The sequence below is a fragment of the Streptomyces sp. NPDC006516 genome (genome assembly GCF_040611875.1).
GTDB lineage: Bacteria > Actinomycetota > Actinomycetes > Streptomycetales > Streptomycetaceae > Streptomyces.
Genome location: NZ_JBEXPD010000002.1, coordinates 552,018 through 577,356 on the forward strand (window position 1 = coordinate 552,018; position 25,339 = coordinate 577,356).

Sequence of the window (25,339 nt, forward strand, 5' to 3'; positions counted from 1 at the left end):
GCGTGGGACTCGCTGGACCTGGACAGCGGGACTCCTCGAATGAGTGACATCTGTGACCCTGGAGAGGGGTCCGAGAGCGTCGAGGTTGCGTGGGGGGTGGAAGTGAGGACTGCGCCTTGTGTGCCGTCAACGCTAGCGAGGCTGCGTGACGCGCGACTGAAGGAAGCGCGAAATTCACCCGCACGGGAGAGTTTCGGAACGCTTGATGGACGCTCCGGTGGGGGAAATGCCTGACTTTCTCATCTTCTGTGGACTGTTTTTCTCCCTATCCGGAGGTTTCTGACCGATGTCGCCTTCACGTGGACCCATGGTGGCCGGCGCGGCCGTCGCGGCGGCCGCCGCCGTCACCCTCACCGTCGTCGTCTGGCCCGAGGGCTCCGGCTCCGGGACGCAGAACGGGCCGGCGTCCGCTGCCCGCACCCCCGCCTCGCCGTCGCCCAGCCGGAGCTATCCGCTCTCCACGACGCCGCGGACGATACCCGCGGTGCGCGAGCACACCCCCGCACGCGGGCCCGGCTGGAAACCGGAGAAGGACAGCACGGTCGTGGCGGCCGACCCCGGGCTCACCGACGAGGCGAAGCTGCTCGCGCGGGAGCTGAAGATCCGCTACGGGGGCGAGAAGGCCCCCGGGGCCGGGGACGTCCAGCTGACGCTCGCCTCCTCCGGCAAGGGGGGCCCGGAGTCCTACACCCTCAAGACCGCCGGGGACCGGGTCACCATCAGCGGCACCGGCCAGGCCGGGGTCTTCTACGGGACCCGCACGCTCAAGCAGTCCCTGAACGCCGACGGGTCCATGCCCGAGGGCGTCGTCCGCGACACCCCCGACCGCCCGCAGCGCGGACTCAACCTCGACATCGCACGCAAGTACTACTCGGTCGAGTGGATCGAGAACCGGCTGCGCGAGATGGCCGACCTCAAGCTGAACCAGCTCGGCCTGCACTTCTCCGACGACCAGGCCTTCCGGATCGAGTCCGACACCCACCCCGAGGTGGTCTCGGAGCAGCACCTCAGCAAGGCCGACGTACGCCGGATCGTGAAGCTGGCCCAGAGCCTCCACATCACCGTCGTCGGCGAGATCGACTCCCCGGGACACCTCGGCGCCGTCCTGCGCGCCCACCCCGACCTCCAGCTGCGCAACACCCAGGGCGTCCCGCGGCAGGGCGCCATCGACATCTCCAAGTCCGCCTCCGCGGAGATCGTCGACGACCTGCTGACCGAGTACGCCGAGCTCTTCCCCGGCGACTGGTTCCACGTCGGCGCCGACGAGTACCAGGCCCTCACCGTGAGCGATCCGGCCGCCTCCTACCCGCAGCTGGCCACGGCCGCGCGGGAGAAGTACGGCGAAGGCGCCACGGTCCAGGACCTCACCGAGGGCTGGCTGAACGACCGGGCGGCCGTCATCCGCAAGGCGGAGAAGATCCCCAAGGCGTGGAACGACGGCTTCTTCAGCGGCGGCACGGTCACCGCCCACAAGGGCATCGAAGTCGAGTACTGGACGGGCAAGGAGATCGGCGCCAGGCCGCCCCAGGAGTACCTCGCGGAGGGGCGTGACGTGATCAACCTCAACGACGAGTTCCTCTACTACGTACTCGGCGAGCCCAACGACTTCACCTACCCGACGGGCGAGCGCATCTACGAGCAGTGGACCCCGTTCGTCCTGCGCGGCACCGAGCCCGTGGCCGAGCGCTACTCGAAGCAGATCCTGGGCGGCCGGTTCGCGGTCTGGGGCGACCTGCCGAACGCGCAGACCCAGGAGCAGGTGGCCGAGGGGATACGGATGCCGCTCAACGCCGTCTCGCAGAAGCTGTGGGACCCGCGCGAGCCGAAGCTGACCTGGGCCCAGTTCGAGAAGCTCGCCGACAGCACCCGGTGAGTCAGCGGGCGCGCGTTGACCTGATTTCGCGCTTCCCCGCGGTGTCCGGTGGGAAGGATGACACCCCGGGCCGCGGGGGGAGCGAGACGTGGGTTTCTGGGGCTGCTATCTGGTGGGCCGCAGCGGTGAGCCGCTCATCGGCCACCCCGCGCTGCACGACGTGCGCGAGCGGCTGACGTTACGGGAGTACCGCGCGGACGGCTGGCAGGTCTGGGCCCACCCCACCGAACCCTCGCTGGGCAGCATGACCGCCTTCGCCGACGCCGCGCGTGCGCCGGTGCTCCTCGGGTCCGTCATGGACGGCGTCTGCGTGGCCGTGGAGGCGGCGGCGCCGTACAGCGGCTCCTGGTACGCCTGTCTGGGCCGGGCTCCGATGGCCGCGAACATGGACCGGGACGGGATGACGATCGAGGACTTCTTCCTGCCACCCGAGGACGCGGCCCGGCGCGCCGTGCAGTGGGCGGCGGAATCCGGCCATGGCGTCCTCGAAGGGCCCCTGCTCGAACTGCTCCGTGTCGACTGGCCCGAGCGGTCTGCGGAGGAACTTTTCTTTACATTTCTGGACCGCCTGGGCATCCAGAGCCGGTCCGGCTGAGTCCCGTGGTGATCCTCCGTGTCGGCACAGTGACGCTTTTCGGCCATCGGGCGCTGTATCCGGTAACGGGCGGCGCTGCGCTCCCGTGCAACCGATGGACGGATGGGGGAGGTGTCGATGAGTCTGCTGGAGCTGATCGCGGACGCCGACGAGCGAGGTCTGGCGGCGAGTGGGCTCGCCTGCCTGGACCGCTGCCTTCCGCCGCAGGAGGACGGGAGCGATCCGGAACCGCTGCGCCCGCTCTGGGCGAGCTGTGAGACCGGCGCGGAGTGGGCCACCAGGCTGGACGCCGTGCTTGCGCGGCTGGAACGGACCGGCGCCGACGGCGCCTCGGGGAACGCCGCCACGGCGGCCCGCGTGGTCACACTGCTCGGTGCCGCGCCCCGGGACTTCGCGGCGGCGCCGCTGCGCGCCTGGGCGGACGCCTGCTCGCTCCTCGCGCTCGACGTGCACGGCCGGTTCGACTTCCCGTCCGCGACCGACGCGGAGACACTGAACCGCTGCCGTGAGGGCGGGCCGGTGGAGGGGGGCCCACTTCTCGCGGGTGAGGTCCGGCGCCAGGCCGAGATACTGGAGACCCTCTCCGAGGGTGCGGAGACGGCCGGCGGTGCGACGGGCCTGCGCAAGGTCATGGATGTGTCGGTCGAAGGCCGACGGGTGCTGCGTGCGGTGATGTCCCGCCGCGCTCGAGGCCGGACCAGGCCCGGCGGGGCGCCCCAGCCGTGACGTCGTGCCGGCGACGACGGAAGGACGGCCGGGGCCGCCACCCCCCACAGGAGAGGCCCCGGCCGTCTTCCACAGGGCCGCAGGGCGACCCCGTACTCATCTCAGCGCCACCGGTGCGTTTTCTGTCACACCGCGCTGTGTCAGGAAACAGTTGCGGGTTGTACAAGTCATGGACGGGGAACCGTCCGACCACGTAGCGTGCTGATTCGCGCAGGGTGGCGCGGCAGCAGTGACCAGCTGCGATTCGGATCAGCGGGGCGGGTTGAGGAAGTGCTGGGGGACGACGCGGAGCTGACTGCCGCGGTGCTCGCGGCACAGGCCGGGGACGAGGACGCCTTCCGGACTGTGTACCGCGCTGTGCACCCGCGGTTGCTGGGATACATACGGACGCTGGTCGGTGAACCGGACGCCGAGGACGTGGCCTCCGAGTCCTGGCTCCAGATAGCGCGTGACCTCGCCCGGTTCAGCGGGGACGCCGACCGCTTCCGGGGCTGGGCGGCCCGGATAGCGCGCAACCGGTCCCTCGACCACATACGCATGCGGGGCAGGCGCCCGGCGATCGGCGGGGACGAGAGCGAACTGGCCGGCGAGCCGGCGGAGTCCGACACGGCGGACGAGGCGCTGGAGTCGATGGCCACCGGACGGGCCATGTCGTTCATCGCGCAGCTGCCCCAGGACCAGGCCGAGGCCGTCGTGCTGCGTGTCGTGGTCGGGCTCGACGCGAAGAGCGCGGCCCAGACCCTCGGAAAGCGGCCCGGCGCCGTCCGCACCGCCGCCCACCGCGGGCTGAAGCGGCTCGCGGAGCTGCTCGGTGCCGACCCCGGCCCGGACGACGAGCTTCCGGTGGCGGCCAAGGAACTCGGCGCCGTACCCGCGCAGAGGCCCGGCCGCCAGGGCCCGGTGGCGCCCGCCGGTGTGACGCATTCGCGTCCGTGGACGCAGAAGGACATGTGATGGCCGACGAGCAGCACCAGTGGCTTGACGCGGACGCAGCGGAGATGTTGCTCCGCGGCGATGCCGTCGAGCCCGTCGGCGAGCATGCGAGAGCCGAGGCCCGGCGACTCGACGCGGCACTGCGCACCCTGCGGACGCCGGAACCCTCCGGTGCCGAACTCCCCGGCGAGGCAGCGGTGCTGGCCGCCTACCGTGAGGCGTTCCGTGGCGGGGAGCGTAGCGGATCCACGAGCCCCGCGGGACCCGTCGGGCGGCAGGAAGCGCCGCACACCGTACGCATCGGGAACGCGCCCGAGGCGCCGGTGCGGCGCCCCCGCTGGACCCGGCCGGTGCGCTTGGGTCTCGCGGTCTCGCTCGCCGGGTGTGCGCTCGGCGGGGTGGCGTTCGCCGGGAGCACGGGCGTCCTCCCCACTCCGTTCGGCGGCGAGGGCCCTGCCGCGCCCGCTGTCTCGGTCTCTGCCGCCGCGACTCCCGAGGAACTGGGGGCGGAGGTGCCCGACGCCGGAGCGCCGTCCGCCGCGCCCTCCCTCACTCCCGGGGCGTCCGCCTCTCCGGCGCCCTCGGACACGTCCGGCGGTGCGGACGGCGGTACGGCGGACGATGAGGGACAGGACGGCGACGGTACGACGGGCCGCGACCGGGACCCGGAGACCGGCGCCGCAGGCGGCGGCACCCAGGACGGCACGGACGGGCGGAGGCCGGGGGAGTCGGCGGCCGACGTGTACGCGAGGTCCGTCCGGGCCTGCCGTGGCTATCGCGACGACACCCTGAGCGAGGAGGACGAGCGCCGCCTCCTCGAACTGGCCGACGGCGAGCGCAACCTGGACCGCTTCTGCGACCGGCTCCTGGAGGGGGACGACCGCGGCGAGGAGAGCGGCGGTGAGGGCCGCCCCGGCCAGGACGACCACAAGGGCAACGGCGGGAAGGGTGAGGGCGCCGGCGGGAACGGAACGCTTCCCTCGGTCATCTTCCGCACGCAGTCAGAGAGCGCGCGGTCATCGGAGGACACCCCCTCGGCCGGCGGCACCTGGTCCGCCGGCGGCACGTTGTCCTCCGGCGGCACGCAGGACGGCGCCCGGAAGGGCGGGGAGGCCGCGCGGCCGACGGACGCCTCCTCTCGGAGCTCGGCGTTCCGCCTCTCCTCCGTAACCCTCTGACCTGCGCAGACGTGGCCGCTGTAACGTTCTTCGGCCCTGCGGCGCAGTAGTGAGTGCCGACTGGTCATCGGCCGCGCAATGAGCCGGGGTTCCCCCCGTACCTTCGGCTCAGCGCACCCCGGCGCGGGCGGGACACGTTCCCCCGGTCCCGCCCGCGCCCCTCATCCGGTCCAGCCGGACGACGGTCCCGCTACTGGTGGATGACGACCTTGTCCCCGTTCTTCACCTGCTCGAAGAGCGCGGCGATCTTCCCCTCGTCCCGTACGTTCACGCAGCCGTGCGAGGCCCCGTTGTATCCGCGAGCCGCGAAGTCCGACGAGTAGTGCACCGCCTGGCCGCCGCTGAAGAACATGGCGTACGGCATGGGGGAGTCGTAGAGGGTCGAGACGTGGTGGCGGGACTTCCAGTACACCGAGAAGGTGCCCTCGCGGGTGGGGGTGTACTGCGAACCGAACCGTACGTCCATCGACGACAGGACCCGGCCGTCGATCATCCAGGACAGCGTGCGGCTGTTCTTGCTGACGCACAGGACCCGGCCCGTCAGGCAGCGCGCGTCGGGGCGCGCCGCGGGTCCGGCGACCGCCGGGTCGAGCTCCTTCGCCGTCGGCTTCCGTGTCATCGCGAGCAGCCGCTGCCAGGTCACCGTGTCGGTCCTGCCCGTGCGGGGCAGGCCCCGCTTGCCCTGGAACGACGTCACGGATGCGGCCGTGACGGCGCCGTAGTAACCGGTGGGGCCGCGGTCGAAGTGGCCGATCTGGCGCAGCCGGGCCTGGAGCTCCCGCACCTGCCGGCTCCGGTCCCCGGTGGACATCAGGGTCGCGGGAGGTGCGGGCCGCGCAGCCGGCGTCCTGGACGGCATGGCCGAGGGGCTCGACGGGCCGCCGGACGGCTTGGAGTCGTCCGCCGTGCGCGTGGCCGCGGGCGTCGCGGCGGTGGGCTGCGTGACGCCCACGGCGCCGGGCTCGCACCCCGTGGTCAGGCCGGCCAGCGCGAGCACGCCGATGGCCAGTGCCCTCGGAACGCGCCGTACGCGCCCGAGGCTGTACGTCCGTACGTGTCGCATCCCGTCCCCCTGGCCCTCGGCCCACACCGTCGCCGCCACGCGGCCCGGACATCCCGCTCGGACATCCCCTGAGACGGATTCCCGTCCTGCCCGGTTGCCGAATCCTGAGCATGATGGGGACCTGGGCCCGGATGTGTGGGCGCGGGCTGTGAGCAAGGTCCCAGCGAAGGCCCCTCGCAGGCCGCGGCGCCGCCGCTAGAGTCCGTCGCGACACCTGTTACCGATAAGTAGCTTGAGCGGGAGGCACAGCACATGACGCGTGAGTCCGAGTCGGGACTGCCCATCGAGCCGGTGTACGGGCCGGAAGCACTCGACGGCTGGCGGCCCGAGGAGAAGCTGGGCGGCCCGGGCGAGTTCCCCTTCACGCGCGGTGTCTACCCCACGATGTACACGGGCCGGCCGTGGACGATGCGGCAGTACGCCGGATTCGGCACCGCCGCCGAGTCCAACGCCCGCTACAAGCAGCTGATCGCCAACGGCACGACGGGACTGTCCGTCGCGTTCGACCTGCCCACCCAGATGGGACACGACTCGGACGCCCCGATCGCCTCCGGCGAGGTGGGCAAGGTCGGGGTGGCGATCGACTCGATCGACGACATGCGCGTCCTGTTCGGCGGTATCCCGCTGGACCAGGTCTCCACCTCGATGACCATCAACGCCCCCGCCTCGCTCCTTCTCCTGCTCTACCAACTCGTCGCGGAGGAGCAGGGAGTTCCGGCCGACCGGCTGACCGGCACCATCCAGAACGACGTGCTCAAGGAGTACATCGCCCGGGGCACCTACATCTTCCCGCCGAAGCCCTCGCTGCGGCTGATCGCCGACATCTTCAAGTACTGCAAGGCCGAGATCCCGAAGTGGAACACCATCTCGATCTCGGGCTACCACATGGCCGAGGCGGGGGCGTCTCCCGCGCAGGAGATCGCGTTCACCCTCGCTGACGGCATCGAGTACGTGCGTACCGCCGTCGCCGCGGGCATGGACGTCGACGACTTCGCCCCCAGGCTCTCCTTCTTCTTCGTCGCCCGTACGACGATCCTGGAGGAGGTCGCCAAGTTCCGTGCCGCGCGCCGGATCTGGGCGAAGGTGATGCGGGACGAGTTCGGCGCGAAGAACCCCAAGTCGCTGATGCTGCGCTTCCACACCCAGACCGCCGGGGTGCAGCTGACCGCCCAGCAGCCCGAGGTCAACCTGGTCAGGGTGGCCGTGCAGGGACTCGGCGCGGTCCTCGGCGGCACGCAGTCGCTGCACACCAACTCCTTCGACGAGGCGATCGCACTGCCGACGGACAAGTCGGCCCGCCTCGCCCTGCGCACCCAGCAGGTCCTGGCCTACGAGACGGACGTGACCGCGACGGTGGACCCGTTCGCCGGCTCGTACGTCGTCGAGAAGATGACCGACGACGTCGAGGCCGCCGCCCTGGAGCTGATGCTCAAGGTCGAGGACATGGGTGGTGCGGTCGAAGCCATCGAACGCGGCTTCCAGAAGGGGGAGATCGAGCGCAGCGCCTATCGCATCGCCCAGGAGACGGACAGCGGCGAGCGCGTCGTGGTCGGTGTGAACCGCTTCCGCCTCGACGAGGAGGAGCCGTACGAGCCGCTCCGCGTGGACCCGGCGATCGAGGCCCAGCAGGCGGCGCGGCTCGCGAAGCTCCGGGCCGAGCGCGACCAGGGGGCGGTGGACGCGGCGCTTGCGGAGCTGCGGAAGGCGGCGGAGAGCGAAGCGGGCACCGCCAACGTGCTCTACCCGATGAAGGACGCGCTGAGGGCGCGGGCCACGGTGGGCGAGGTCTGCAACGCGCTGCGGGAGGTCTGGGGCGCGTACGTCCCGACGGACGCGTTCTGAGCGGCAGGGCCCCTGCGTCGCGGTCGCCAGTTCCTCGCGGGCGCCCGTTCCTTGCCGGCGCCCGTCCCTCGCGGGCGCCCCTTCCTCGCAGGAGGCCGGTTCCGGGCGGCGAGGGGCGGCGGCGAGGAGTGATCCTCCGTATCGCGGACCACCCGGACGGAGTGTCGTACCCGCGTGCGACACTCCGTTCATGCTGGGTGTCACCGATCTTCCGACCTATCTCGCCGGCCTCGCGCTGATCATTCTGCTGCCGGGGCCGAATTCGCTGTACGTGCTGTCCGTCGCCGCCCGGCGCGGGGTGCGCACCGGTTATGTGGCCGCCGCGGGTGTATGGACCGGTGACACGATCCTGATGACGCTGTCCGCGCTGGGGGCCGCTTCGCTGCTCCAGACGACGCCGCTGCTGTTCGCCGTCGTCAAGTACGCGGGCGCGGGCTATCTGACGTGGATGGCGATCGGAATGCTGCGGGCGGCCGTCTCGATGTGGCGGGAGCGGCACCAGCGTGTGGCCGAGCTGACGGACGAGGACCCGGCACCCGTGGCGGGGGTGGAGCACCCCTACCGGCGGGCGCTCGTGGTCAGCCTCTTCAATCCGAAGGCCATCCTGTTCCTGATCTCCTTCTTCGTGCAGTTCGTCGATCCCGGGTACGCCTATCCGGCGCTGTCCTTCCTGCTGCTCGGCACCCTGCTCCAGCTCGGCAGCTTCCTCTACCTCTCGTCGCTCATATTCGGCGGCACCCGCCTGGCCGCCGTGTTCCGCCGCCGCAAGCGGCTGTCGGCCGGGGCCACTTCGGCGGCGGGCGTGCTGTTCCTCGGATTCGCGGCCAAGCTGTCGTTCAGCAGCGTCTGAGCGGGGCGGCGGGGCCGTAGGCCCGGGTTCGGCGGTGCCGGGCCCGGTCGTGCGGGACCCCAGCGGCCGGGTCCCGTGGCGCCGGACTGTGGTGGCACCGCCTCGGTGGCGCCGGGCCTCAGTGGTGCCAGGCCTTGCCGCCCACGTTGTGGATCATGCGCTGGAGGACCTTGAGCGCGGCCACGAACTCCTCGTCCGGGATGCCGTCGTGGATCTCCGCGCTCGCCCTGCCGACCCGTGCGGCCGCCTCGGCGCGCAGCGCGTGACCCTCGGGCGTCAGCCGGAGCCTGGTGTTCGCGTCCTCGGTGACCAGGCCTCGGGCGACGAGGCCGTCGATCTCGGGCTCCAGGGAATCGCCGACGTCCAGATAGCCGCTGAGCATCGCGACCACCTCGGCGCGCGGACGGCCGTGCTCGTCCGCCTCGGTGAGCTGGTTCAGCACCCACCAGGGCGGCTGGGTCAGGTCGTGTTCGGCCAGCGCCGCCCGGATGTGGGTCACGGTCGCCTTGTGGGCGGCCCAGCTCCAGTAGCCGATGGGCTGCCGTGCCAGTCCTTCGTCGTCATGTGAGTAGTCCATGGCCCGGACGGTAGGACCTCAAGCGAAGTTGAGGTCAAGGCCCACCCGGTCGGCGCATGCGGCGAGCCCTCGCCCCCGAGAGGCCCGGACGGCGGGCGTCACCCCGGAGACGCCCAGAGTTCACCGTTCGTCGGGCCGGGTGACACCCGCTCCTTCATCCCGCTCACTAGCGTGTGCGGACCATGATCGAAGGTGAGGGCCCGCGTGCCGAAACTGTCCGTTGTCGTTCCGTTCCACAATGTCGGCGCCTTCGCCGACACGACGCTGGGCAGTCTCGCCCGCAACACCGGCCCTGACATCGAATTCCTGCTGGTGGACGACTGCTCCACGGACGACACACCGGCCGTCATCGACCGCTGGGCCGACAGACTTCCGAACGCCGAGGTCATCCGGCACGAGAAGAACCTGGGCATCGCGGCGGCCCGCAACAGCGGCATCGACGCGGCCCGGGGTGACTTCGTCACCTTCCTGGACGGCGACGACTGGTACGCCCCCGGCCACCTGGGCCGGCTGCTGCACGCCGCCGCCGAGCTGGACTGCGACTTCGCCCGCACCGACCACGTCCAGGCCACCGGGACGAGCCGGGTCGTCAAGCGCGCACCCGCACCGCTCCGTGAGACCGTGCTGAACCCGCGGGAGGGCATCGCCTCGCCCGACCGGGAGACGATGGTCGACTACCCCTTCGTCTGGGCGGGCGTCTACCACCGGCGGCTCTTCGACGACGGCGGCCACCGCTTCACCACCCGGCTGCGCACCGCCGAGGACCGGCTGTGGATCTGGCAGCTGCACCTGCGGGCCCGCACCTGCGCGGCGCTCAACCTGTACGGCATCTTCTACCGGCGCGGCGTCACCACCTCACTGACCCAGATCAAGGACTCCCGCCAGCTGGACTTCTTCCCGGCCTACGACGCGCTGCTGGACGAGATCCGCGAGGACCGGGACGCGGAGCTCCTCCTCCCCAAGGCGGTCCGTACCTACTGCGCGATGATCGCCTTCCACAACGAGAAGGCGGACGTGTACGAGCCCGCCACCTTCCGGCGCCTGCGCCACGAGTCGGCCGCCGCGCTGCACCGCATGCCGCAGCAGGTGCTCGACCACACCCTGACGATGATGGACGCCAAGCGCAGCACCCTGCTCAACCGCCTGCGTGACAAGCAGAAGGCCGCCTGACCCATGCCCACCCGACGCACCCAGATCTTCCAGGTATCGACCCTGTACGGGGCGGCCACGCTCGCCGCGGCCCTCGACGCCGGGCAGTTCGGACCGGGGCAGGACAGCCACCGCGTCCTGCTCGTCTCCAACAACGCCGCGGTCCCCGAGACCGCCCTCCGGCTGGAGGAGATGCGCGGCTACGGTGACATCGCCGCCCGCTTCGACTCCGTCGTCGACTGGAACGAGGCCATCAGCCCGCACCACCCGAGCGGTTGGGGGCCGCGCGCCGAGGAGACCGAGCTCTGGCAGCGCGCCTTCCGCCTCGCCTGGGGCATCGACCCCGCCGGGCCCGTCGAGCTCGCCGTCGAGTCCATCCAGGTCAACCCCGCCCGCGCACTCGCCGCGATCTTCGCCGAGAGCGCCGTGCACGTCTACGCGGACGGCCTGATGAGCTACGGCCCGACCCGCAACAAGGTGCCGCGCTCCATCGCCTGCCGCATCCAGCGGGTGCTCCACCTCGACCTCGTACCGGGACTGCGACCGCTCCTCCTGGCGGAGTCCGGCGTCGAGCCCGAGCTCGTGCCGAGCGACGCCTTCCGCAAGGTGCTCGGCGAGATCGCGGGGTCGGCCGACGGCGACCGGCAGCTCGCGGCGCTCGACGCCGAGGCGCCTACCGCCGTCCTGCTCGGGCAGTACCTCGCGGCCCTGAACATCCTCACCGCCGAGGAGGAGGAGGACCTGCACGTCCGCATGCTGCGCGGCGCGGTGCGGGCGGGTCACACCTCCGTGCTCTTCAAGCCGCACCCCACCGCGCCGGCCGGCTACTCCAAGGCCCTGGACGACGCCGCCGCCGAGCTGGGGGTGCGGCTGACCACGCTGAACAGCCCGCTGCTCGCCGAGACCCTCTACGAGCGCTGCGCGCCCACCCTCGTCGTCGGCTGCTTCTCGACCGCCATGTTCACCGCCGCGGTGTACTACGGCATCCCCGTCGCCCGCGTCGGCACCGGACTCGTCCTGGACCGCATCACCCCGTACGAGAACAGCAACCGTATCCCGCTGACGATCGTCGACCACCTCGTGCCCGACCTGGACGAGCAGGCGGGCGAGCCCGTCCCGCACCTGCCGTCCACCGCACCCGGCACCCTCGCGCCGCTGGTCAGGACGGTCGGCTACTGCATGCAGGCGGGCCTCCACCCCGCGCTGCGCGCCGAGGCCGAGTCCTGGCTGCGGGAGCACCTCGGCGCCGGTACACAGCGCTACTTCAAGCGCCGCCGCCTGCAGAAGCTCACGCTTCCCGGCGGCGGCCCGCGGGGTGCGGCGATCCGGCTGCGCCGCACCGTACGACGCACCCGCACCAGCCTGGGCCTCTGACCCCGGAACCGGGGCGCGCGCCCCGGCCGGCCACTGATCACAGAACGGCGGAACGAGCATGGGCCAGACCTTCACGGGGCTGCTCAAGGCAGTACGGGCCAGAACGGGACAGGACGCCACGGTGCAGACCGCGCCCGCATCCCTGCGCCTGTGCGGTGACTACCTCGCCGGCCTCGCCGCGGTCGGGCCTCTGAGCGACGCACGCCGGACCCGGCTGGTCGCCGCCATCGGCGGTCTCACGACGGCCTGCGGCACCGACGCGGACAGCCTGTTCGACGCGCTGCTGAGGACCGGCCTGCGCGCCCTGGAGTCGGGCGGCGAGACCGAGACCCGCCTCGCACTGGACATCGCAGTGGAGGCGACCGGGCTGCGGCCCAGGTCCAAGGGCGCGTGGCGGTTGCGGGGGCGCGCCCTGGACGCCCTCGGCCGGAGGGACGAGGCCGTCGAGGCGTACGAGCACCACCTGACGCTCCAGCAGAATCCGGCGTCCGCGCAGGACATCGTGCGCAGGATCGCCACGCTCAAGGAACTCCGCGCCTGCCTGGAAGAGGCCGCGGAACTGGTCCCCGGTGAGGACGGCACCCGTCTGCGCGCCCTGCGCGACGCTCCCGCCGCCGAAGCGCGTACCGCCTTCGCCGAGGTCGTACGGCAGCGGACCGCCGGGGCCGGCGGTATGTCCGACCCTGCCGTCCGCCGCCTCAACACGCTGTACGCCGCCTACCGGCGCCTGCTGGACCGGGACAGGACCGCCGATCCGCTGCTCGGTGGCGCGGAGCCGCTCGGGGTGCCCGCTTTGCGCCGCCTCGTCGCCGGGCGCTCCGTGGTCCTGGTCGCGGGTGCGCCCCGGATCGCCGAGGAGGAGCGGGCCCCCGGCAGCCGACTCGCCGAGCTGATCGGCGGATACGACCTGGTGGTGCGCTGCGACGGCGTCCCCGCCGACGCCCCGCGCACCGACCTGCACGCCGTCACCCTGCGCGGCGGCGCCCCGTGGACGGGCCCCGCCTGGAACGACCGGGCGGAGACCCGGATCGTCTTCGGCGACACCCTCGCGCACTGGCGCCGCGCCCTGCGCACCCGGCTGGTCGCGGGCGCCCAGGACCGCATCGGGGACGCCTCCCTGAGGCACCCCCTGGACGATCCGGCGCTGCTCGGCGAGGACGGCTGGGGGACACGGACCAGCACCGCGTTCACGGTGCTCCGGCTGCTCGACTTCCTGGACGCGGCCGGACGGCTCGACCTCATCGGTTTCGGACTGCCGGGGCAACTGCTGCCGCGCGAGCGCGCATGGGTCGCGGCCCACGCGAGACACGAGGACGAGACCGAGATGAGGACCGCGCTGAGATGAACACCCCCGCCGAACCCACCGCAGACAGACCGGCCGGACCCGCCCACCCCAAAGAGCCCGTACCCGAGGCCGCCGGTGACCGGGCCGTTGTGGAAGCACCGGCCGCCCCCGAGGCCGCCGACGACCGGCGCGCGGTCACCGGCAAGCGGCGGGTCGCGTTCGCCGCGTATGCCGACGAGGACCGGATGCCCGGCCTCCTGGTGCTGCTGCGGAGCCTCGCCCTCAGCGACCCGGCCGTCTGCGAGGACTTCCTCGTCCTGCACCCCGGACTGCCCGACTCCGCGTTCGACGCCGCCCGCCGGCTGCACCCCCGTCTCGTCCCGCGGCCCGCCGAGGCCCCGCTCGACGTCTTCCGTCCGACCGGCTACGACACCGTCGTCGCCTTCGCCCCCGGCTCGGTCGTCCTCGGACCGCTCGCACCGCTGCTGGCCCTGCGCACGGGCGTCGCCGTCGTCCCCTCCGGCAGCCCGGGCGTGCCGTACGGCGGGCTCGCCGTGATCCAGCTCCGGGACGTGACGGCCCCCGTCCTCCGCGCGGCGGCACTGGGTGACGCAGCGGCGGTCGACCGGGCCCTGAGGGAGGAAGGGCTCCTCGTGCCGCTCGCCTCCCGTTACGACGTCCCGGCCGGGCACCTGCACGACGACACCCCGGTCCCCGACAGCACCGTCGTCCTGCGCTTCGGTGAGGGCGAAGGCGACGCACACGCCGAGGGTTACGACGCGCTACCCCTGCCCTCCGCCTCCTCCGCTCCGGCGCGCGCGGCGCGTGAGCGGTACGAACTGGACGACGAGGCATTCCGCGCCGCCTACTGCGCCCTGCCCGGCCCCAAGCACCCGGAACTGCTCCTGCACTGCGCCCTGCCGTTCCCCGACGGGGGGCGTGCGCCGGTGGACCTCGTGCGGCAGGTCGCCGAGGTGCACCGACAGCAGGGACGTCACGACGAGGCCGTCGCCCTGCTGGCCCCCGTCGTGGCGGGCCGGCCCGACCTGCCGCGCTGCCACGAGACGCTGGGCACGAGCCTGATGGCGCTGTCCCGCTACGAGGAGGCCGAGACGCACCTGCTCCTGGCCACCGTGTCCCCGGACTTCGCCGCCCGCGCCTACGGCCAGCTCGCCCGTCTCGCCTGGCTGCTCGGGCGGACCGATGACGCGCGGGGCTACGCCCTGGACGGCCTCGACGCCGACCCCACCGACGCCAACTGCCACGCCTGGTACGTCCGTACCCGCTCCGGCCCAGCCCCTGGCCCCTCCGGGGGCCAGGCCGTCCCGGGTGAACAGCTCGCCCACGTAGCCCTGTTCGCGGACGGCCAGGAGAACGCGGGTGACAAGGTGCTGCCGGAGGCGGTACGGATGTGCTTCGGCCCCGGCACCGGGCCCGACCGCTGGTACGAGCGGTCCGTGCACCGCCTGGTCGACGAGCCCTGCCTGGAGGAGCTGAACGCCCGGCGCGGCATCGTGGTCGGCGGGGGCGGGCTCTTCCTCCCGGACACCGCACCCAACGGCAACAGCGGCTGGCAGTGGAACATCCCCGACGCCGTCCTCGCCCGGATCACCGCGCCGCTCGCCGTCTTCGCGGTCGGGTACAACGTCTTCGACGGCCAGCGCTACCGCCGCGAGCGCTTCGCGGCGAGCCTGCGCGCCCTGGTCGAGAAATCGGCCTTCTTCGGGCTGCGCAACCAGGGCTCCGTCGAGCGGGTCAGGGAGCTCCTGCCGGACGAACTGCGCGACCGGGTGCGCTACCAGCCCTGCCCCACGACCGTGGCCCGCCACCTCGACCCCGGGCTCGACGGCCCGGCGGGCGCGGAGCAGCGGGACGACACCGTGCTGGTCAACTGCGCCTACGACCGGGCCGGTCTGCGCTTCGGCCATGACTACGGCCACTTCCTGGGCGAGACCGCCGCCGCCGTACGCGCCATCGGCGAGCGCGCCGAGGTCCGTTACGCGGCGCACATGCCGGCCGACGAGAAGTTCGTCCACGACCTGCGCAGGGAGCACGGAATCTCCCTCCCGGTGGAGCCGCTGTACCTGTTCTCCAACGACCGGATCCGCGAGCTCTACCGGCGCACACGCCTGGTCATCGGCATGCGCGGGCACGCGGGGATGATCCCCTTCGGCTGCGGCACACCGATCATCAGCCTGGTCTCGCACCCCAAGCTCGCCTACTTCCTCTCCGACATCGAGCGGCCCGAGTGGGGCCTGTCCGTCCACGACCGGTCCCTGGGGGCCCGCCTCGCCGAGCGCGCGGCCCAGGTGCTGGACCACCACCCGGCCGCCGTGGCCGACGTGCACGGCAGGCAGGAGCACCTCTGGTCGGTCACCCGTGCCAACCTCCGTGAACTCCAGGGCCTGTTCGGGCTGCCCGACCCCTTCTCCGACCGTCCCGTCCCGCATGTGCCGGGCCCCCGGGCCGCCGAGCCGGCACGCGGCCTTCACCTGCCCGACACCCGGGCGAAGTGACTGTTCACCTGACCGGAGTTCACCCCGTACCCGAGCGTTCATAGCCTTCGATGACCATGTCTTCCTCTGTCTCCCCGGCGGGCCCGCCCGCCCCCTCCGTCTCCCCGCAGCCCGGCCCCGGCCCCGACGCCCGCCCGCGCCGTGAACACCGTCACGACGTCGATCTGGTCCGGCTGCTCTGCTCGGTCGGCGTGATCCTCTGCCACGCGGGCTCCGCGTTCGTGAACACGACGGGCCGCGAGGCCTCCGACGGGCCCGGTACCTACTGGGCCGGTCTGGTCGCGGACTCGGCGGGCCGCTTCGCCGTACCGCTGTTCTTCGCGATCGCGGGATGGGTCGTCCTCGTCGGCGCCCCGGTGCGCGACGGCCGGCAGCTGTGGCAGCGGATCGTGCGGATCGTGGTCCCGCTCGGGGTGTGGACGGCGCTGTACCTGGCCTGGGGGAGACTGCGCGGCACCAACGACCACCCGGTCGGCGAGCTGGCGCTCGACGCGCTGTTCGCCTCGGTCCGCCCGGCCTACCACCTGTGGTACCTGTACGCCTACATCCCCGTGATCATGCTCCTCGCCTTCGCCGTCCTGGTGAAGTCGGGCAAGCGCCCCTGGGGCCTCGGCGCCGCCCTCCTCGTCCTGGGGGCGGCTCCCTCCCTCTTCGGTGACCTGTCCCAGGTCACCGGCCTGGACCTGCCGCGCTTCGGCTGGGGCTTCGGCCCGTACCAGCTGATCTACGCGGTACTGGGCGCCCTGCTGCTCGCACTGCCCGAGGGGGCCTTCGGCAGGCGTGGGCTGTGGTGGCTGCTCCCGGCGTGCGGGGCGCTGGCCGCGATCGTCGCGTACCAGCACGGGGTGCACTACGCGATCCCGTACGCGAGCCTCCTGGTGGCCCTGTTCAGCGCGGGGGTTCTGTTCTCCCTGCACCGGGTGCGGGTCCCCGAGCGCCTGCGCCCCGCGCTGACCCGGCTGGCGGGCGCCTCGTTCGGGGCGTACATGATCCACGTCCTGGTCCTGGGCGTACTCACCGACCTCCTGGTCGACGCCGGTCCCGGCCTGCCGGCGGCGGCGGCGCTGGTGGTCGCCGTCACCGCCGCCACCACGGCCCTCTCCTTCGCCGCCGCTCTCCTGTGGACCCGCCTGGGCCTGACGCGCCTGCTGGGCTGAGCCCCGCAGGTGCGGGCCCCGGGCCGCCTTCAGCGGCGCGCGAGGGCGCGGGCGCGGCGGGCCATCCGGCGCAGGGTCGTGTTGCGGCGGAGGAAGGCCAGCCGGTTGGGTACGGCGCCGGGGAGGGCGAGCGAGCCCAGGCGGCGGCGCTTGAAGTAGCGCCAGGTCCCCGCGTCGAGCCGGGTGGAGAGATAGCGCTCGGCGGCGGGCCGGAGATCCGGGCGCACACGCGGGCGCATGGCGAAGCCGACGGCCTCCAGCAGACCGCCGAGGGCCCCGGCCACCGTCTCCCGTCCCGGAGGCGACTGCTCCCGCACGGCGGCGGCGTCGGCCAGGTCGGGCAGCAGCGCGTCGATGACCGTCACCGGGATCCTGGCGGGGTTCTCGTACGGGGCGAGCCGCTCCAGAAGCGTGCCGGTTCCGGTCCTGGCCACGGGCAGGCCGTAGAACACCGACGCGGTGAGCAGCGCGGTCGACGAGCAGCCCACGACGAGCGCGGGCCGCAGCCGCTCGAAGAGGACCTCGGCCGGGACCGGGGCGCCGGGCACATCGAAGGCCGGCACGGTGAGTCCGGCACCGAGGCGTGCCGCCTCCGCCCGCAGCGCCCCGGCGGAGAACGCGGGTGCGCGAGGGTGCGGCTGGAGGACGAGGCGCGTGTGGCCGAGGGCCACCGCGCCGCGCACCATCCGCAGCCCGAGTTCCGCCTCGTCGGCCGCAGGAAGCGCTCCGGGCTCGGGGAGGAGCAGCAGAGCGGCGCCCTCGGGGGAGGTGAACCCGGGCGCGGTCGCGGCCAGTTCGCCGTAGACCTTGAGCAGGGCGGCGGTGGGCAGCGGACGGGAGGGCACGTCGTACTCGGCCAGCAGCAGCGGCTCCAGGCCGGGAAGAAGGTCCGGGTGGAGCAACTGCCGGACACGGGTGCCGATCAGCGGGCTGATCTTCCCGCCTGTCGGGCCGTATCCGGTCAGCCCCTCCGCGTACACCGTGACCGGGACACCGGTGAAGATCTGGGCGAGCGCCTGGGCGGGGGAGGCGTGCGGGGACTCCAGCACCAGCTCGACCTCCTCGTCCCCGAGGCCCCAGGCGCGGCGCAGATGGCGCTCCCAGAGGGGCACGTCGTCGGGGCGAGGGGTCCAGGCCGCAGGGTGCAGGGGAGAGACGGCGTCGTTCCACGAGAGCACCTCGTCGAAGCGGGAGCGCAGCGCATCGGACCCGGGCAGCGTGGCGGCCGGGGGCGCTGCCTCCGGGACGGCCGTGGTGTCGCAGAGCAGCAGGACGCGGCGGGACGAGTCGGCGAAGCAGCCGGAGTCGACGGCCGCGGCGAGTACGGCCGTTCCGTGGGTGCTGGAGGCGGCGAAGATCTGGACGGTCACGCGGCGGTCGTCTCCTTGATGCCGGCGGGGCGGCGGCGCAGCCTGCGCAGTACGGTCGCCCGCTCGGTGTCCATGGTGTCCAGGACTTCGTCCAGAACGGCCCGCGGCATGTTTCTGAGTGCCGCCGAACCGAGTGATCGGAGAGTGCGGGCCACCTGCGGTTCGAATTTGCCCACGGCGCCGACGTGATGGGCGATGACGGCGCAGTACGTCCGCACCGCTTTCGGCAGAAGTGTGTCCGCGTCACGGTCCGCGGCGGTCTCGGACAGCACCTGGTCATATGCGCGAATGAAATCCAGTTGGCGCTCGTCGCCGATCTGGGTGAGGGAGGAGGCTATTCCCCTCCGGTAGAAATGGCTGAGATTTCCGAGCACGGCGAAGGATTTCGCCTGCCGGTGCAGCCGCCAGATCCAGGGCCGGTCCTCGGCGGTGCGCAGGCCGTCCGTGAAATGCAGCAGTCCCTTTTCCAGCAGACCGCGGTGGTAGAGCCCGGCCCAGGCGAACGCGTAGTCCACCGATGTCGTCCGGGCGGCCGGCAGGATCGCGTCCCGGGGGGCGCTCACCACCCCGCGCGGACCGTGCGGGACGCGGCGCACCGTACGGGCCGTGCCGGTGACCTGGACGTGGTCCGTACGCACGAACTCGCAGCCCAGCGCCTCGGTCTGCGCGAGGAGGCGGGCGTAGTGGCCGGGGGCGACCCAGTCGTCGCCGTCCAGGAAGGCGATGTACTCACCGCGGGCCGCGTCCAGGCCCGTGTTGCGGGCCGTCGCCAGACCGGCGTTGCTCTCGTGCCGGTGTACGACCACCCCCGGCACCTCCTCCCCGGCCCGGCGCAGGAGACCGGCCGTTCCGTCGGTCGAGCAGTCGTCGACGAGGATGAACTCGAAGTCCTCGCGGGTATTGGCCCGCAGGCTTCTGAGGGTGTCGGACGCGTAGGCCTGGACGTTGAAGAACGGCACGATGACGGAGAGCTTGACCACGTGCGTCACGTTAGGGGCGGCCCCGGCATTTGCCTTGTCCCCCGCGCGTACGGAAAGTGAACGACGCGCGGCCGAAAAGTGAACCCGCTTGTATGCGGGGCAGATTCACCCCGGCGGGGAGCCGGGTAACCAATCGTCGACCGGCTGTTAACCATCTGTTGCCACCGCGTTGGGCCGCGGATCGGAATGGCTTCCTAGCTTTTACGACGTGCCCCCTCGTACCGATGACCAGGCCGCCCCGGCCGTCACCCCAGCAGCCGACAGCGCGGCCCTCCGTATAGCCGTGCTCGCCGACTCCGACACCCGGTGGAAATGGGGCGCGCTCACCGCGCGCCGCCTCGCCGGTGGCCCGGAGGCCGGAACGGCGGACCGCCCCGTGGAGATCCGCGGGCTGCTGCTGCGCGGCCGGGCCACCCCCACGCCGAGGCAGCTCGCCGAAGTGGGCGAGGTCGGCGTCGACGCGGGCCGGGTGCGCGAGGTGACGACGGCCGAATTCCTGCACATGGTGCGGGACGAGGGGTACGACGTCGTGGTGCTGGCCCTCGTCGGAGGCGCCGTCCAGGCCATGCTGCACGGACTGGCCGCACTCGGCCTGCCCCGCAGGCCCGTCGTCGTCACGGGTTACGTCGGTGTCGTCTACGAGAAGCTGGCCGACGGCCTCCTGCTGCGCCACGGCGCGGACGTCGTCCTCGCCAACTCCCGCCACGACGCCTCGCGTTTCCGCGCGGTCTACGAAGGGGTGGGCGCCGACGCCTCGTCCGTCACCGAGGCCGCCCTGCCGTTCCTCGGCGGGGAGCCCCACCGGGCACAGGACGGGCGCGACACCGTGGTGTTCGCCGCCCAGCCCTCCGTGCCGGCCTCCCGCGCCGACCGCACCTATCTGCTGCGCCGGCTCGTCGAGCACGCCCGGCTGCACCCCGGGCGCGAGGTGCTGCTGAAGCTGCGCTCCAAGCCGGGCGAGCACACCACGCACATCGAGGAGCTGCCCTACCAGCGCCTCGCCGAGCGGCTGCCCGGTGGGCTGCCCCCCAACTTCCGCCTGGTGTACGGGCACATGGGCGAAGTCCTGGACCGCACCGACCTGCTGGTCACCGTGTCCTCCACCGCCGCCCTGGAGTCACTGCACCGGCGCATCCCGACGGCGGTCCTCTCCGACCTCGGAGTCCGCGAGGCCCTCGGCAACCACCACTTCATCGGCTCCGGGCTGATCACGTCCTGGGACCACCTCGACGGGGGCCTTTGCCCGGAGCCCGACGAGGAATGGCTCGCGGGCCAGGGCGTCGCCGCCGACGGGTCGTACGGAGCGGCCTACGACACCGCCCGCGCCCGGGTCGGCGCGCTGCTCGCCGCCGGACCGCTTCCCCGCCTCGCGCCCTACTACACGCCGGCCACCGCGCCCGGATACCTCCCCGGCATCCTCGCCCGCTACCACCTCGGCCCGGACGGCCGGCCCCTGCCGGGCGCCGTCACCCCCAAGGAGACGGGCCGGGTCCGGGGCGCGGTGCGCGAGACCGTGCGCAACGCGGCGCGCGGTGCCTACCGCCACGGCGTACAGCGGGTCGCCCCCGTGATCCGGCGGATGGGCGAGCTGTGACCACCGATTCAGGAGCAACCATGACCCCGCCACCCACCGTGCTCGCCGTGATCCCCGCCCGCGGCGGATCCAAGGGCGTGCCCGCCAAGAACCTCGCCCCGGTCGGTGGCGTACCGCTCGTCGGCCGCGCGGTCCGTGCCTGCCTCGCCTCACCCGAGGTGACGGACGTCGTCGTCACCACCGACGACGCGGCGATCGCGGAGGCGGCCCGCGCCACGGGCGAGGCGCTGGGGGAGTCATCCCGGCTGCACTGCGTGCAGCGCCCCGCGGCCATCGCCGGCGACACCGCGACCAGCGAGGCGGCGGTCCTGCACGCCCTGGACGCGTACGAGGCGATGGGGCACGGCCGGACGGCCGACGTGGTGCTCCTGGTCCAGTGCACGAGCCCCTTCGTCACCCGGGAGGACATCGACGGCGTCGCCACCGCGGTCGCCCGCGAGGGCGCCGACACGGCCGTCACCGTCGCCCCCTTCCACGGCTTCGTGTGGCGCGACGGCAGCGCGGTCGAGGACGGCACCTACGGCGTCAACCACGACAAGGCCGTACGCCCCCGCCGCCAGGACCGCCCCCAGGACTATCTGGAGACCGGCGCCGCGTACGCCATGGACGTCGCCGGATTCCGCACCCACCGCCACCGCTTCTTCGGGCACACCGCGCTCGTGCACACCGACCCCGCCCGGGTCCTGGAGATCGACGACCCGCACGAGCTCGCCCGCGCCCGCCTCCTCGCGCCGCTCCTGGACCCCGCCCCGCTGCCCACCCGCGCGGACGTCGACGCCGTGGTCCTCGACTTCGACGGCACGCAGACCGACGACCGCGTCCACGTCGACTCCGACGGACGCGAGACCGTCGCCGTGCACCGGGGCGACGGACTCGGCATCGCCGCCCTGCGCAGGGCCGGTCTGCCGGTCCTGATCCTCTCCACGGAACAGAACCCGGTCGTCGCCGCCCGCGCCCGCAAACTCCAGGTCCCCGTCCTGCACGGCATCGACCGCAAGGACCTGGCTCTCAAGCAGTGGTGCGAGGAGCAGTCCATCGCTCCCGACCGCGTGCTCTACGTCGGCAACGACGTCAACGACCTGGCCTGCTTCGGCCTGGCGGGCTGGCCCGTCGCCGTGGCGAGTGCCCACGACTCGGTGCGCGCCGCCGCGCGCGCCGTGACCGAAACACCCGGTGGCTTCGGTGCCGTCCGCGAGATCGCGGCCTGGCTGCTGGGCCCCACCCTCACCACCGAAACCCCCGACACCCCCACCACGTAAGGAAGCACCACCATGAGCAACACCTCCCGCCTGCGCACCTTCGGAACCCGCACCGCCGGACCCGGCCGGCCCGTCTACGTCACCGGCGAGATCGGCATCAACCACAACGGCGACCTCGACAACGCCCTCGCGCTCATCGACGTGGCCGCCGAAGCCGGCTGCGACGCCGTGAAGTTCCAGAAGCGCACCCCGGAGATCTGCACCCCCCGCGACCAGTGGGACATCGAGCGCGACACCCCCTGGGGCCGGATGACGTACATCGACTACCGCCACCGCGTCGAGTTCGGCGAGGAGGAGTACACCGCGATCGCCGAGCACTGCGCCAAGCGCGGCATCGACTGGTTCGCCTCCCCGTGGGACACCGAGGCCGTCGCCTTCCTGGAGAAGTTCGACGTGCCCGCGCACAAGGTCGCCTCCGCCTCCCTGACCGACGACGAGCTGCTGCGCGCGCTCCGCGCCACCGGCCGCACGGTCATCCTTTCCACGGGCATGTCGACCCCGAAGCAGATCCGACACGCGGTCGAGGTCCTGGGCAGCGACAACATCCTTCTCTGCCACGCCACTTCGACGTACCCGGCGAAGGCCGAGGAGCTCAACCTGCGGGTCATCAACACCCTCCAGCAGGAGTACCCGAACGTCCCGATCGGCTACAGCGGCCACGAGACCGGTCTGCAGACGACCCTCGCCGCCGTCGCGCTCGGCGCCACCTTCGTCGAGCGCCACATCACCCTCGACCGCGCCATGTGGGGCTCCGACCAGGCCGCCTCCGTCGAGCCGCAGGGCCTCACGCGTCTCGTGCGCGACATCCGCACCATCGAGGCCTCGCTCGGTGACGGCGTCAAGAAGGTGTACGAGTCGGAGCTCGGCCCGATGAAGAAGCTCCGCCGGGTCGCGGGCGTCGTCGCCGAGAGCGAGAACGCGCCGGCCGCCGAGCCGGTCGCGGTCTGACGGGCCGACCGGTGAACCTCGCCTTCGTCGAGAGCCCGGTCCAGCTCCTGAACGTCCTGGAGTGGACCCACGTCAGGGGAGGAGACGACACGACGGTCGTCGTCCTCCCCCCGGTCGACCCGATGTCGCGCGGACAGCTGCGCAGGATGGCGGAGCTGGCCCGCGACGAGGGCACAACCGTCCGCTGGCAGGAGGCGCGCGGGGAGACCGGCGCGCCCCTGAAGGCCCTGCGGGCACTCACCGGCCTGATCCGCAAGGCCGACCGCATCGTCATCGGGGACCCGTTCTCCCGGTACGTGCAACTGCTGCTCACCCTGGTCCGCACCCGGCGGATCACGGTCGTCGACGACGGCACGGCCACCATGGAGTTCGTCGCCCAGCTGGCACGCGGTGAACGCCTCGTGCGCTGGCACCGCCGCGGGAACAGGGGTCCGCGCGAGCTGCTGCTGGCCCCCGTGACCTCCGCGGCCCGCCGCAGCTTCACCCCGTCGGCGACCCGCTCGGTGGAGGTCTTCACCGCGATGCCGGTGGAGGCGCCGTCCGACATCGAGGTGACGGCGAACACCTTCGCCTGGACCCGGGAACGCTTCGGCCCGCCCCTCATCACCAAGGGCGCCGACCTGGTCGGCACGTCCCTGGTGGAGACGGGTGTGGTCGACCCGGCCCCGTACGAGGAGGCCGTCACGTCCCTGGCGCGCGCCCACGGGGCGACGCGCTATTTCGCCCACCGCAGGGAGTCCGCGGACAAGCTCCACGCCCTGGAAGCCGCCACCGGCCTGGAGATCGTCCGCCCGGACCTCCCGCTGGAGCTCATCGCCCGCAGAGGCCCCATCGGTCACACGGTGCTGAGCTTTCCCTCCACCGTGGTCCACACCCTGCCGCTGGCTCTGGCGGGCACGGGTGTGAAGGTCGCGGTGTGCGACATAGCGCCCGAGTGGCTGCGGGACACGGCGTCCCCGCGGGCCCAGGGCTTCCTGAGCGGGGTCACGGAGACGGCGCGCGACGTGCAGCGGCTGGCCCCCTGGCGGGCCACCGCGGTGACGGAGGCGTGAGACGGGACCCCAAGTGACCGACCCGCTCCGGACGGCATGCGTCCCGGAGGAGGTCGCGCAGGATCAGCGCCGACGGCAGGGGAGCGGCGGGAAGCGCGACATGCACGGTCCGGCGCAGGGCGGGGTCGGTGAGCCGGCGCAGGACGAGCCCCTCCGGGACCGCCCGGGCGGCCAGCGAGGGAACCAGCGCGACCCCGAGCCCGGCGGCGGCGTAACCGAACTTCCCCGCCCACTCCGCGATCCTGATGATCTTCCTGGGGGTGAACCCGGCCCGCGCACAGGCGTCGGCGAGCATCGTGGGACGGTCGCCGTAGGCGTCCTGCAGCCATGCCTCGTCGCACAGTTCACCCAGCTCGATCATGTCCGAGCCGGCCAGGCGGTGTTCTCCGGAGAGGGCGACGAGCAGTTCGTCCTCGCACAGCGGGGTCGTCGTGACCCCCTCGGCCGAGGGCAGCCCGGAGGGGTAGTCGCTGACGACGGCCAGGTCCAGTGCCCCGTCCGCGAGCCGCGCGGTCAGCGTGCCGCTGCGGCCCTCGACCGCCATTATCTCGACATCCGGTCTGGCCTGCCGGAACGCACGCAGCGCCGCCGGCACCAACGAGATGCTGGCGGTGGGGAACGCGCCCAGGTGCAGGAGCCCTCCGTGCCCCGCGTGCAGCACGGACAGCTCCTGCTCCGCCCGTGACAGTCGGTCCAGGACCTCCAGGGCGTGGCGGTGCAGGGTACGGCCCGCCGGGTTCAGCCGGACGCCTCGCGGGAGCCGCTCGAAGAGCGGCCCACCCGCTTCCTGCTCCAGCGTCGCGATGCGCCGGGAGACCGCCGACTGCGTGTAGTTGAGGTGCAGCGCCGCTTTGGTGAACGAACCCGTCCTGGCCACGGTCACCAGCAGCCGCAACGCGTCGATCTCGAACACGGCCACACCTCCTCGGACACATTCCTGGGATGCATGGCTCCCATGCGATCCAGTCGTTGGTGGAATGCGTGGCCTCACCCTAGCGTCGGTGGGGTGCTCCGGAGA

Annotated in this window: 21 protein-coding genes; 16 read left to right on the top strand and 5 right to left on the bottom strand. The window is 72.6% G+C overall.

Annotated elements, in window-relative coordinates; all coding sequences use genetic code 11:
* Positions 1-286: 286 nt before the first annotated feature.
* The 5 genes from ABZY45_RS08710 (at position 287) to ABZY45_RS08730 (ending at position 5,305) form a co-directional block, all read left to right on the top strand.
* Positions 287-1,873, top strand: a complete 1,587-nt coding sequence (locus ABZY45_RS08710; protein ID WP_356737521.1) for a family 20 glycosylhydrolase — start codon at positions 287-289, stop codon at positions 1,871-1,873.
* Positions 1,874-1,961: 88 nt separating this feature from the next.
* Positions 1,962-2,468 carry a hypothetical protein gene (locus tag ABZY45_RS08715; protein ID WP_356737523.1) on the top strand — a complete coding sequence of 169 codons (507 nt, stop codon included), beginning with the start codon at positions 1,962-1,964 and terminating at the stop codon, positions 2,466-2,468.
* A 117-nt stretch (positions 2,469-2,585) separates the two neighbouring features.
* The gene (locus tag ABZY45_RS08720) at positions 2,586-3,194 is read left to right on the top strand and encodes a hypothetical protein (RefSeq protein ID WP_356737525.1); all 609 of its coding nucleotides are present in this window, start codon (positions 2,586-2,588) and stop codon (positions 3,192-3,194) included.
* Positions 3,195-3,464: 270 nt separating this feature from the next.
* Complete coding sequence (locus ABZY45_RS08725; protein WP_356737527.1) at positions 3,465-4,148, top strand: RNA polymerase sigma factor; 684 nt, start codon at positions 3,465-3,467, stop codon at positions 4,146-4,148.
* Complete coding sequence (locus ABZY45_RS08730; protein WP_356737529.1) at positions 4,148-5,305, top strand: hypothetical protein; 1,158 nt, start codon at positions 4,148-4,150, stop codon at positions 5,303-5,305. Before ABZY45_RS08725 ends, ABZY45_RS08730 begins: the two co-directional genes overlap by 1 nt.
* 190 nt (positions 5,306-5,495) lie before the next feature.
* On the opposite strand, the gene ABZY45_RS08735 is transcribed toward ABZY45_RS08730, so the two are convergent.
* Positions 5,496-6,368, bottom strand: a complete 873-nt coding sequence (locus tag ABZY45_RS08735) for a L,D-transpeptidase family protein (protein ID WP_356737531.1) — start codon at positions 6,366-6,368, stop codon at positions 5,496-5,498.
* Positions 6,369-6,620: 252 nt separating this feature from the next.
* Here ABZY45_RS08735 and ABZY45_RS08740 point away from each other — a divergent pair, with 252 nt between their 5' ends.
* Both ABZY45_RS08740 and leuE read left to right on the top strand, forming a co-directional pair.
* Entirely contained in the window at positions 6,621-8,210 is a 1,590-nt protein-coding gene (locus ABZY45_RS08740; RefSeq protein ID WP_356737533.1) for a methylmalonyl-CoA mutase family protein, read from the top strand.
* Positions 8,211-8,400: 190 nt separating this feature from the next.
* The gene (leuE, locus tag ABZY45_RS08745; protein WP_356737535.1) at positions 8,401-9,060 is read left to right on the top strand and encodes a leucine efflux protein LeuE; all 660 of its coding nucleotides are present in this window, start codon (positions 8,401-8,403) and stop codon (positions 9,058-9,060) included.
* Positions 9,061-9,178: 118 nt separating this feature from the next.
* On the opposite strand, the gene ABZY45_RS08750 is transcribed toward leuE, so the two are convergent.
* On the bottom strand, positions 9,179-9,637 hold the full coding sequence (locus ABZY45_RS08750) for a MarR family winged helix-turn-helix transcriptional regulator (RefSeq protein WP_356737537.1): 459 nt from the start codon (positions 9,635-9,637) through the stop codon (positions 9,179-9,181).
* Between the two features lie 204 nt (positions 9,638-9,841).
* Between ABZY45_RS08750 and ABZY45_RS08755 the strand changes: the two genes are divergently transcribed.
* From ABZY45_RS08755 to ABZY45_RS08775, 5 genes are read left to right on the top strand one after another with little or no spacing between them, the layout of a single operon-like run.
* A complete protein-coding gene (locus ABZY45_RS08755) occupies positions 9,842-10,807 on the top strand; it encodes a glycosyltransferase family 2 protein (RefSeq protein WP_356737539.1) in 966 nt (321 codons plus the stop codon).
* Between the two features lie 3 nt (positions 10,808-10,810).
* Positions 10,811-12,160: a polysialyltransferase family glycosyltransferase gene (locus ABZY45_RS08760; protein ID WP_356737541.1), complete on the top strand. Its 1,350-nt coding sequence runs from the start codon at positions 10,811-10,813 to the stop codon at positions 12,158-12,160.
* A gap of 58 nt (positions 12,161-12,218) precedes the next feature.
* Positions 12,219-13,505 (top strand): tetratricopeptide repeat protein, encoded by a 1,287-nt coding sequence (locus ABZY45_RS08765; protein WP_356737543.1) that lies wholly within the window; start codon positions 12,219-12,221, stop codon positions 13,503-13,505.
* Entirely contained in the window at positions 13,502-15,961 is a 2,460-nt protein-coding gene (locus ABZY45_RS08770; RefSeq protein ID WP_356737545.1) for a polysaccharide pyruvyl transferase family protein, read from the top strand. Before ABZY45_RS08765 ends, ABZY45_RS08770 begins: the two co-directional genes overlap by 4 nt.
* 50 nt (positions 15,962-16,011) lie before the next feature.
* Positions 16,012-17,118 carry an acyltransferase gene (locus tag ABZY45_RS08775; protein WP_356737547.1) on the top strand — a complete coding sequence of 369 codons (1,107 nt, stop codon included), beginning with the start codon at positions 16,012-16,014 and terminating at the stop codon, positions 17,116-17,118.
* Between the two features lie 29 nt (positions 17,119-17,147).
* On the opposite strand, the gene ABZY45_RS08780 is transcribed toward ABZY45_RS08775, so the two are convergent.
* Positions 17,148-18,488 (bottom strand): polysialyltransferase family glycosyltransferase, encoded by a 1,341-nt coding sequence (locus tag ABZY45_RS08780; RefSeq protein ID WP_356737549.1) that lies wholly within the window; start codon positions 18,486-18,488, stop codon positions 17,148-17,150.
* Positions 18,485-19,468, bottom strand: coding sequence for a glycosyltransferase family 2 protein (locus tag ABZY45_RS08785; protein WP_356737551.1), 984 nt, complete (start codon positions 19,466-19,468; stop codon positions 18,485-18,487). Before ABZY45_RS08785 ends, ABZY45_RS08780 begins: the two co-directional genes overlap by 4 nt.
* A 208-nt stretch (positions 19,469-19,676) precedes the next feature.
* On the opposite strand from ABZY45_RS08785, the gene ABZY45_RS08790 reads away from it, so the two are divergent.
* From ABZY45_RS08790 to ABZY45_RS08805, 4 genes are read left to right on the top strand one after another with little or no spacing between them, the layout of a single operon-like run.
* On the top strand, positions 19,677-21,062 hold the full coding sequence (locus tag ABZY45_RS08790) for a DUF6716 putative glycosyltransferase (protein ID WP_356737553.1): 1,386 nt from the start codon (positions 19,677-19,679) through the stop codon (positions 21,060-21,062).
* Positions 21,063-21,082: 20 nt separating this feature from the next.
* A complete protein-coding gene (locus tag ABZY45_RS08795; RefSeq protein ID WP_356737555.1) occupies positions 21,083-22,321 on the top strand; it encodes an acylneuraminate cytidylyltransferase in 1,239 nt (412 codons plus the stop codon).
* A gap of 12 nt (positions 22,322-22,333) precedes the next feature.
* On the top strand, positions 22,334-23,269 hold the full coding sequence (locus tag ABZY45_RS08800; RefSeq protein ID WP_356737557.1) for an N-acetylneuraminate synthase family protein: 936 nt from the start codon (positions 22,334-22,336) through the stop codon (positions 23,267-23,269).
* A gap of 11 nt (positions 23,270-23,280) precedes the next feature.
* The gene (locus tag ABZY45_RS08805; protein ID WP_356737559.1) at positions 23,281-24,321 is read left to right on the top strand and encodes a hypothetical protein; all 1,041 of its coding nucleotides are present in this window, start codon (positions 23,281-23,283) and stop codon (positions 24,319-24,321) included.
* Here ABZY45_RS08805 and ABZY45_RS08810 read toward each other — a convergent pair.
* Positions 24,254-25,234: a LysR family transcriptional regulator gene (locus tag ABZY45_RS08810; protein WP_356737561.1), complete on the bottom strand. Its 981-nt coding sequence runs from the start codon at positions 25,232-25,234 to the stop codon at positions 24,254-24,256. The two genes, ABZY45_RS08805 and ABZY45_RS08810, sit on opposite strands and share 68 nt — an antisense overlap.
* Positions 25,235-25,339 lie beyond the last annotated feature (105 nt).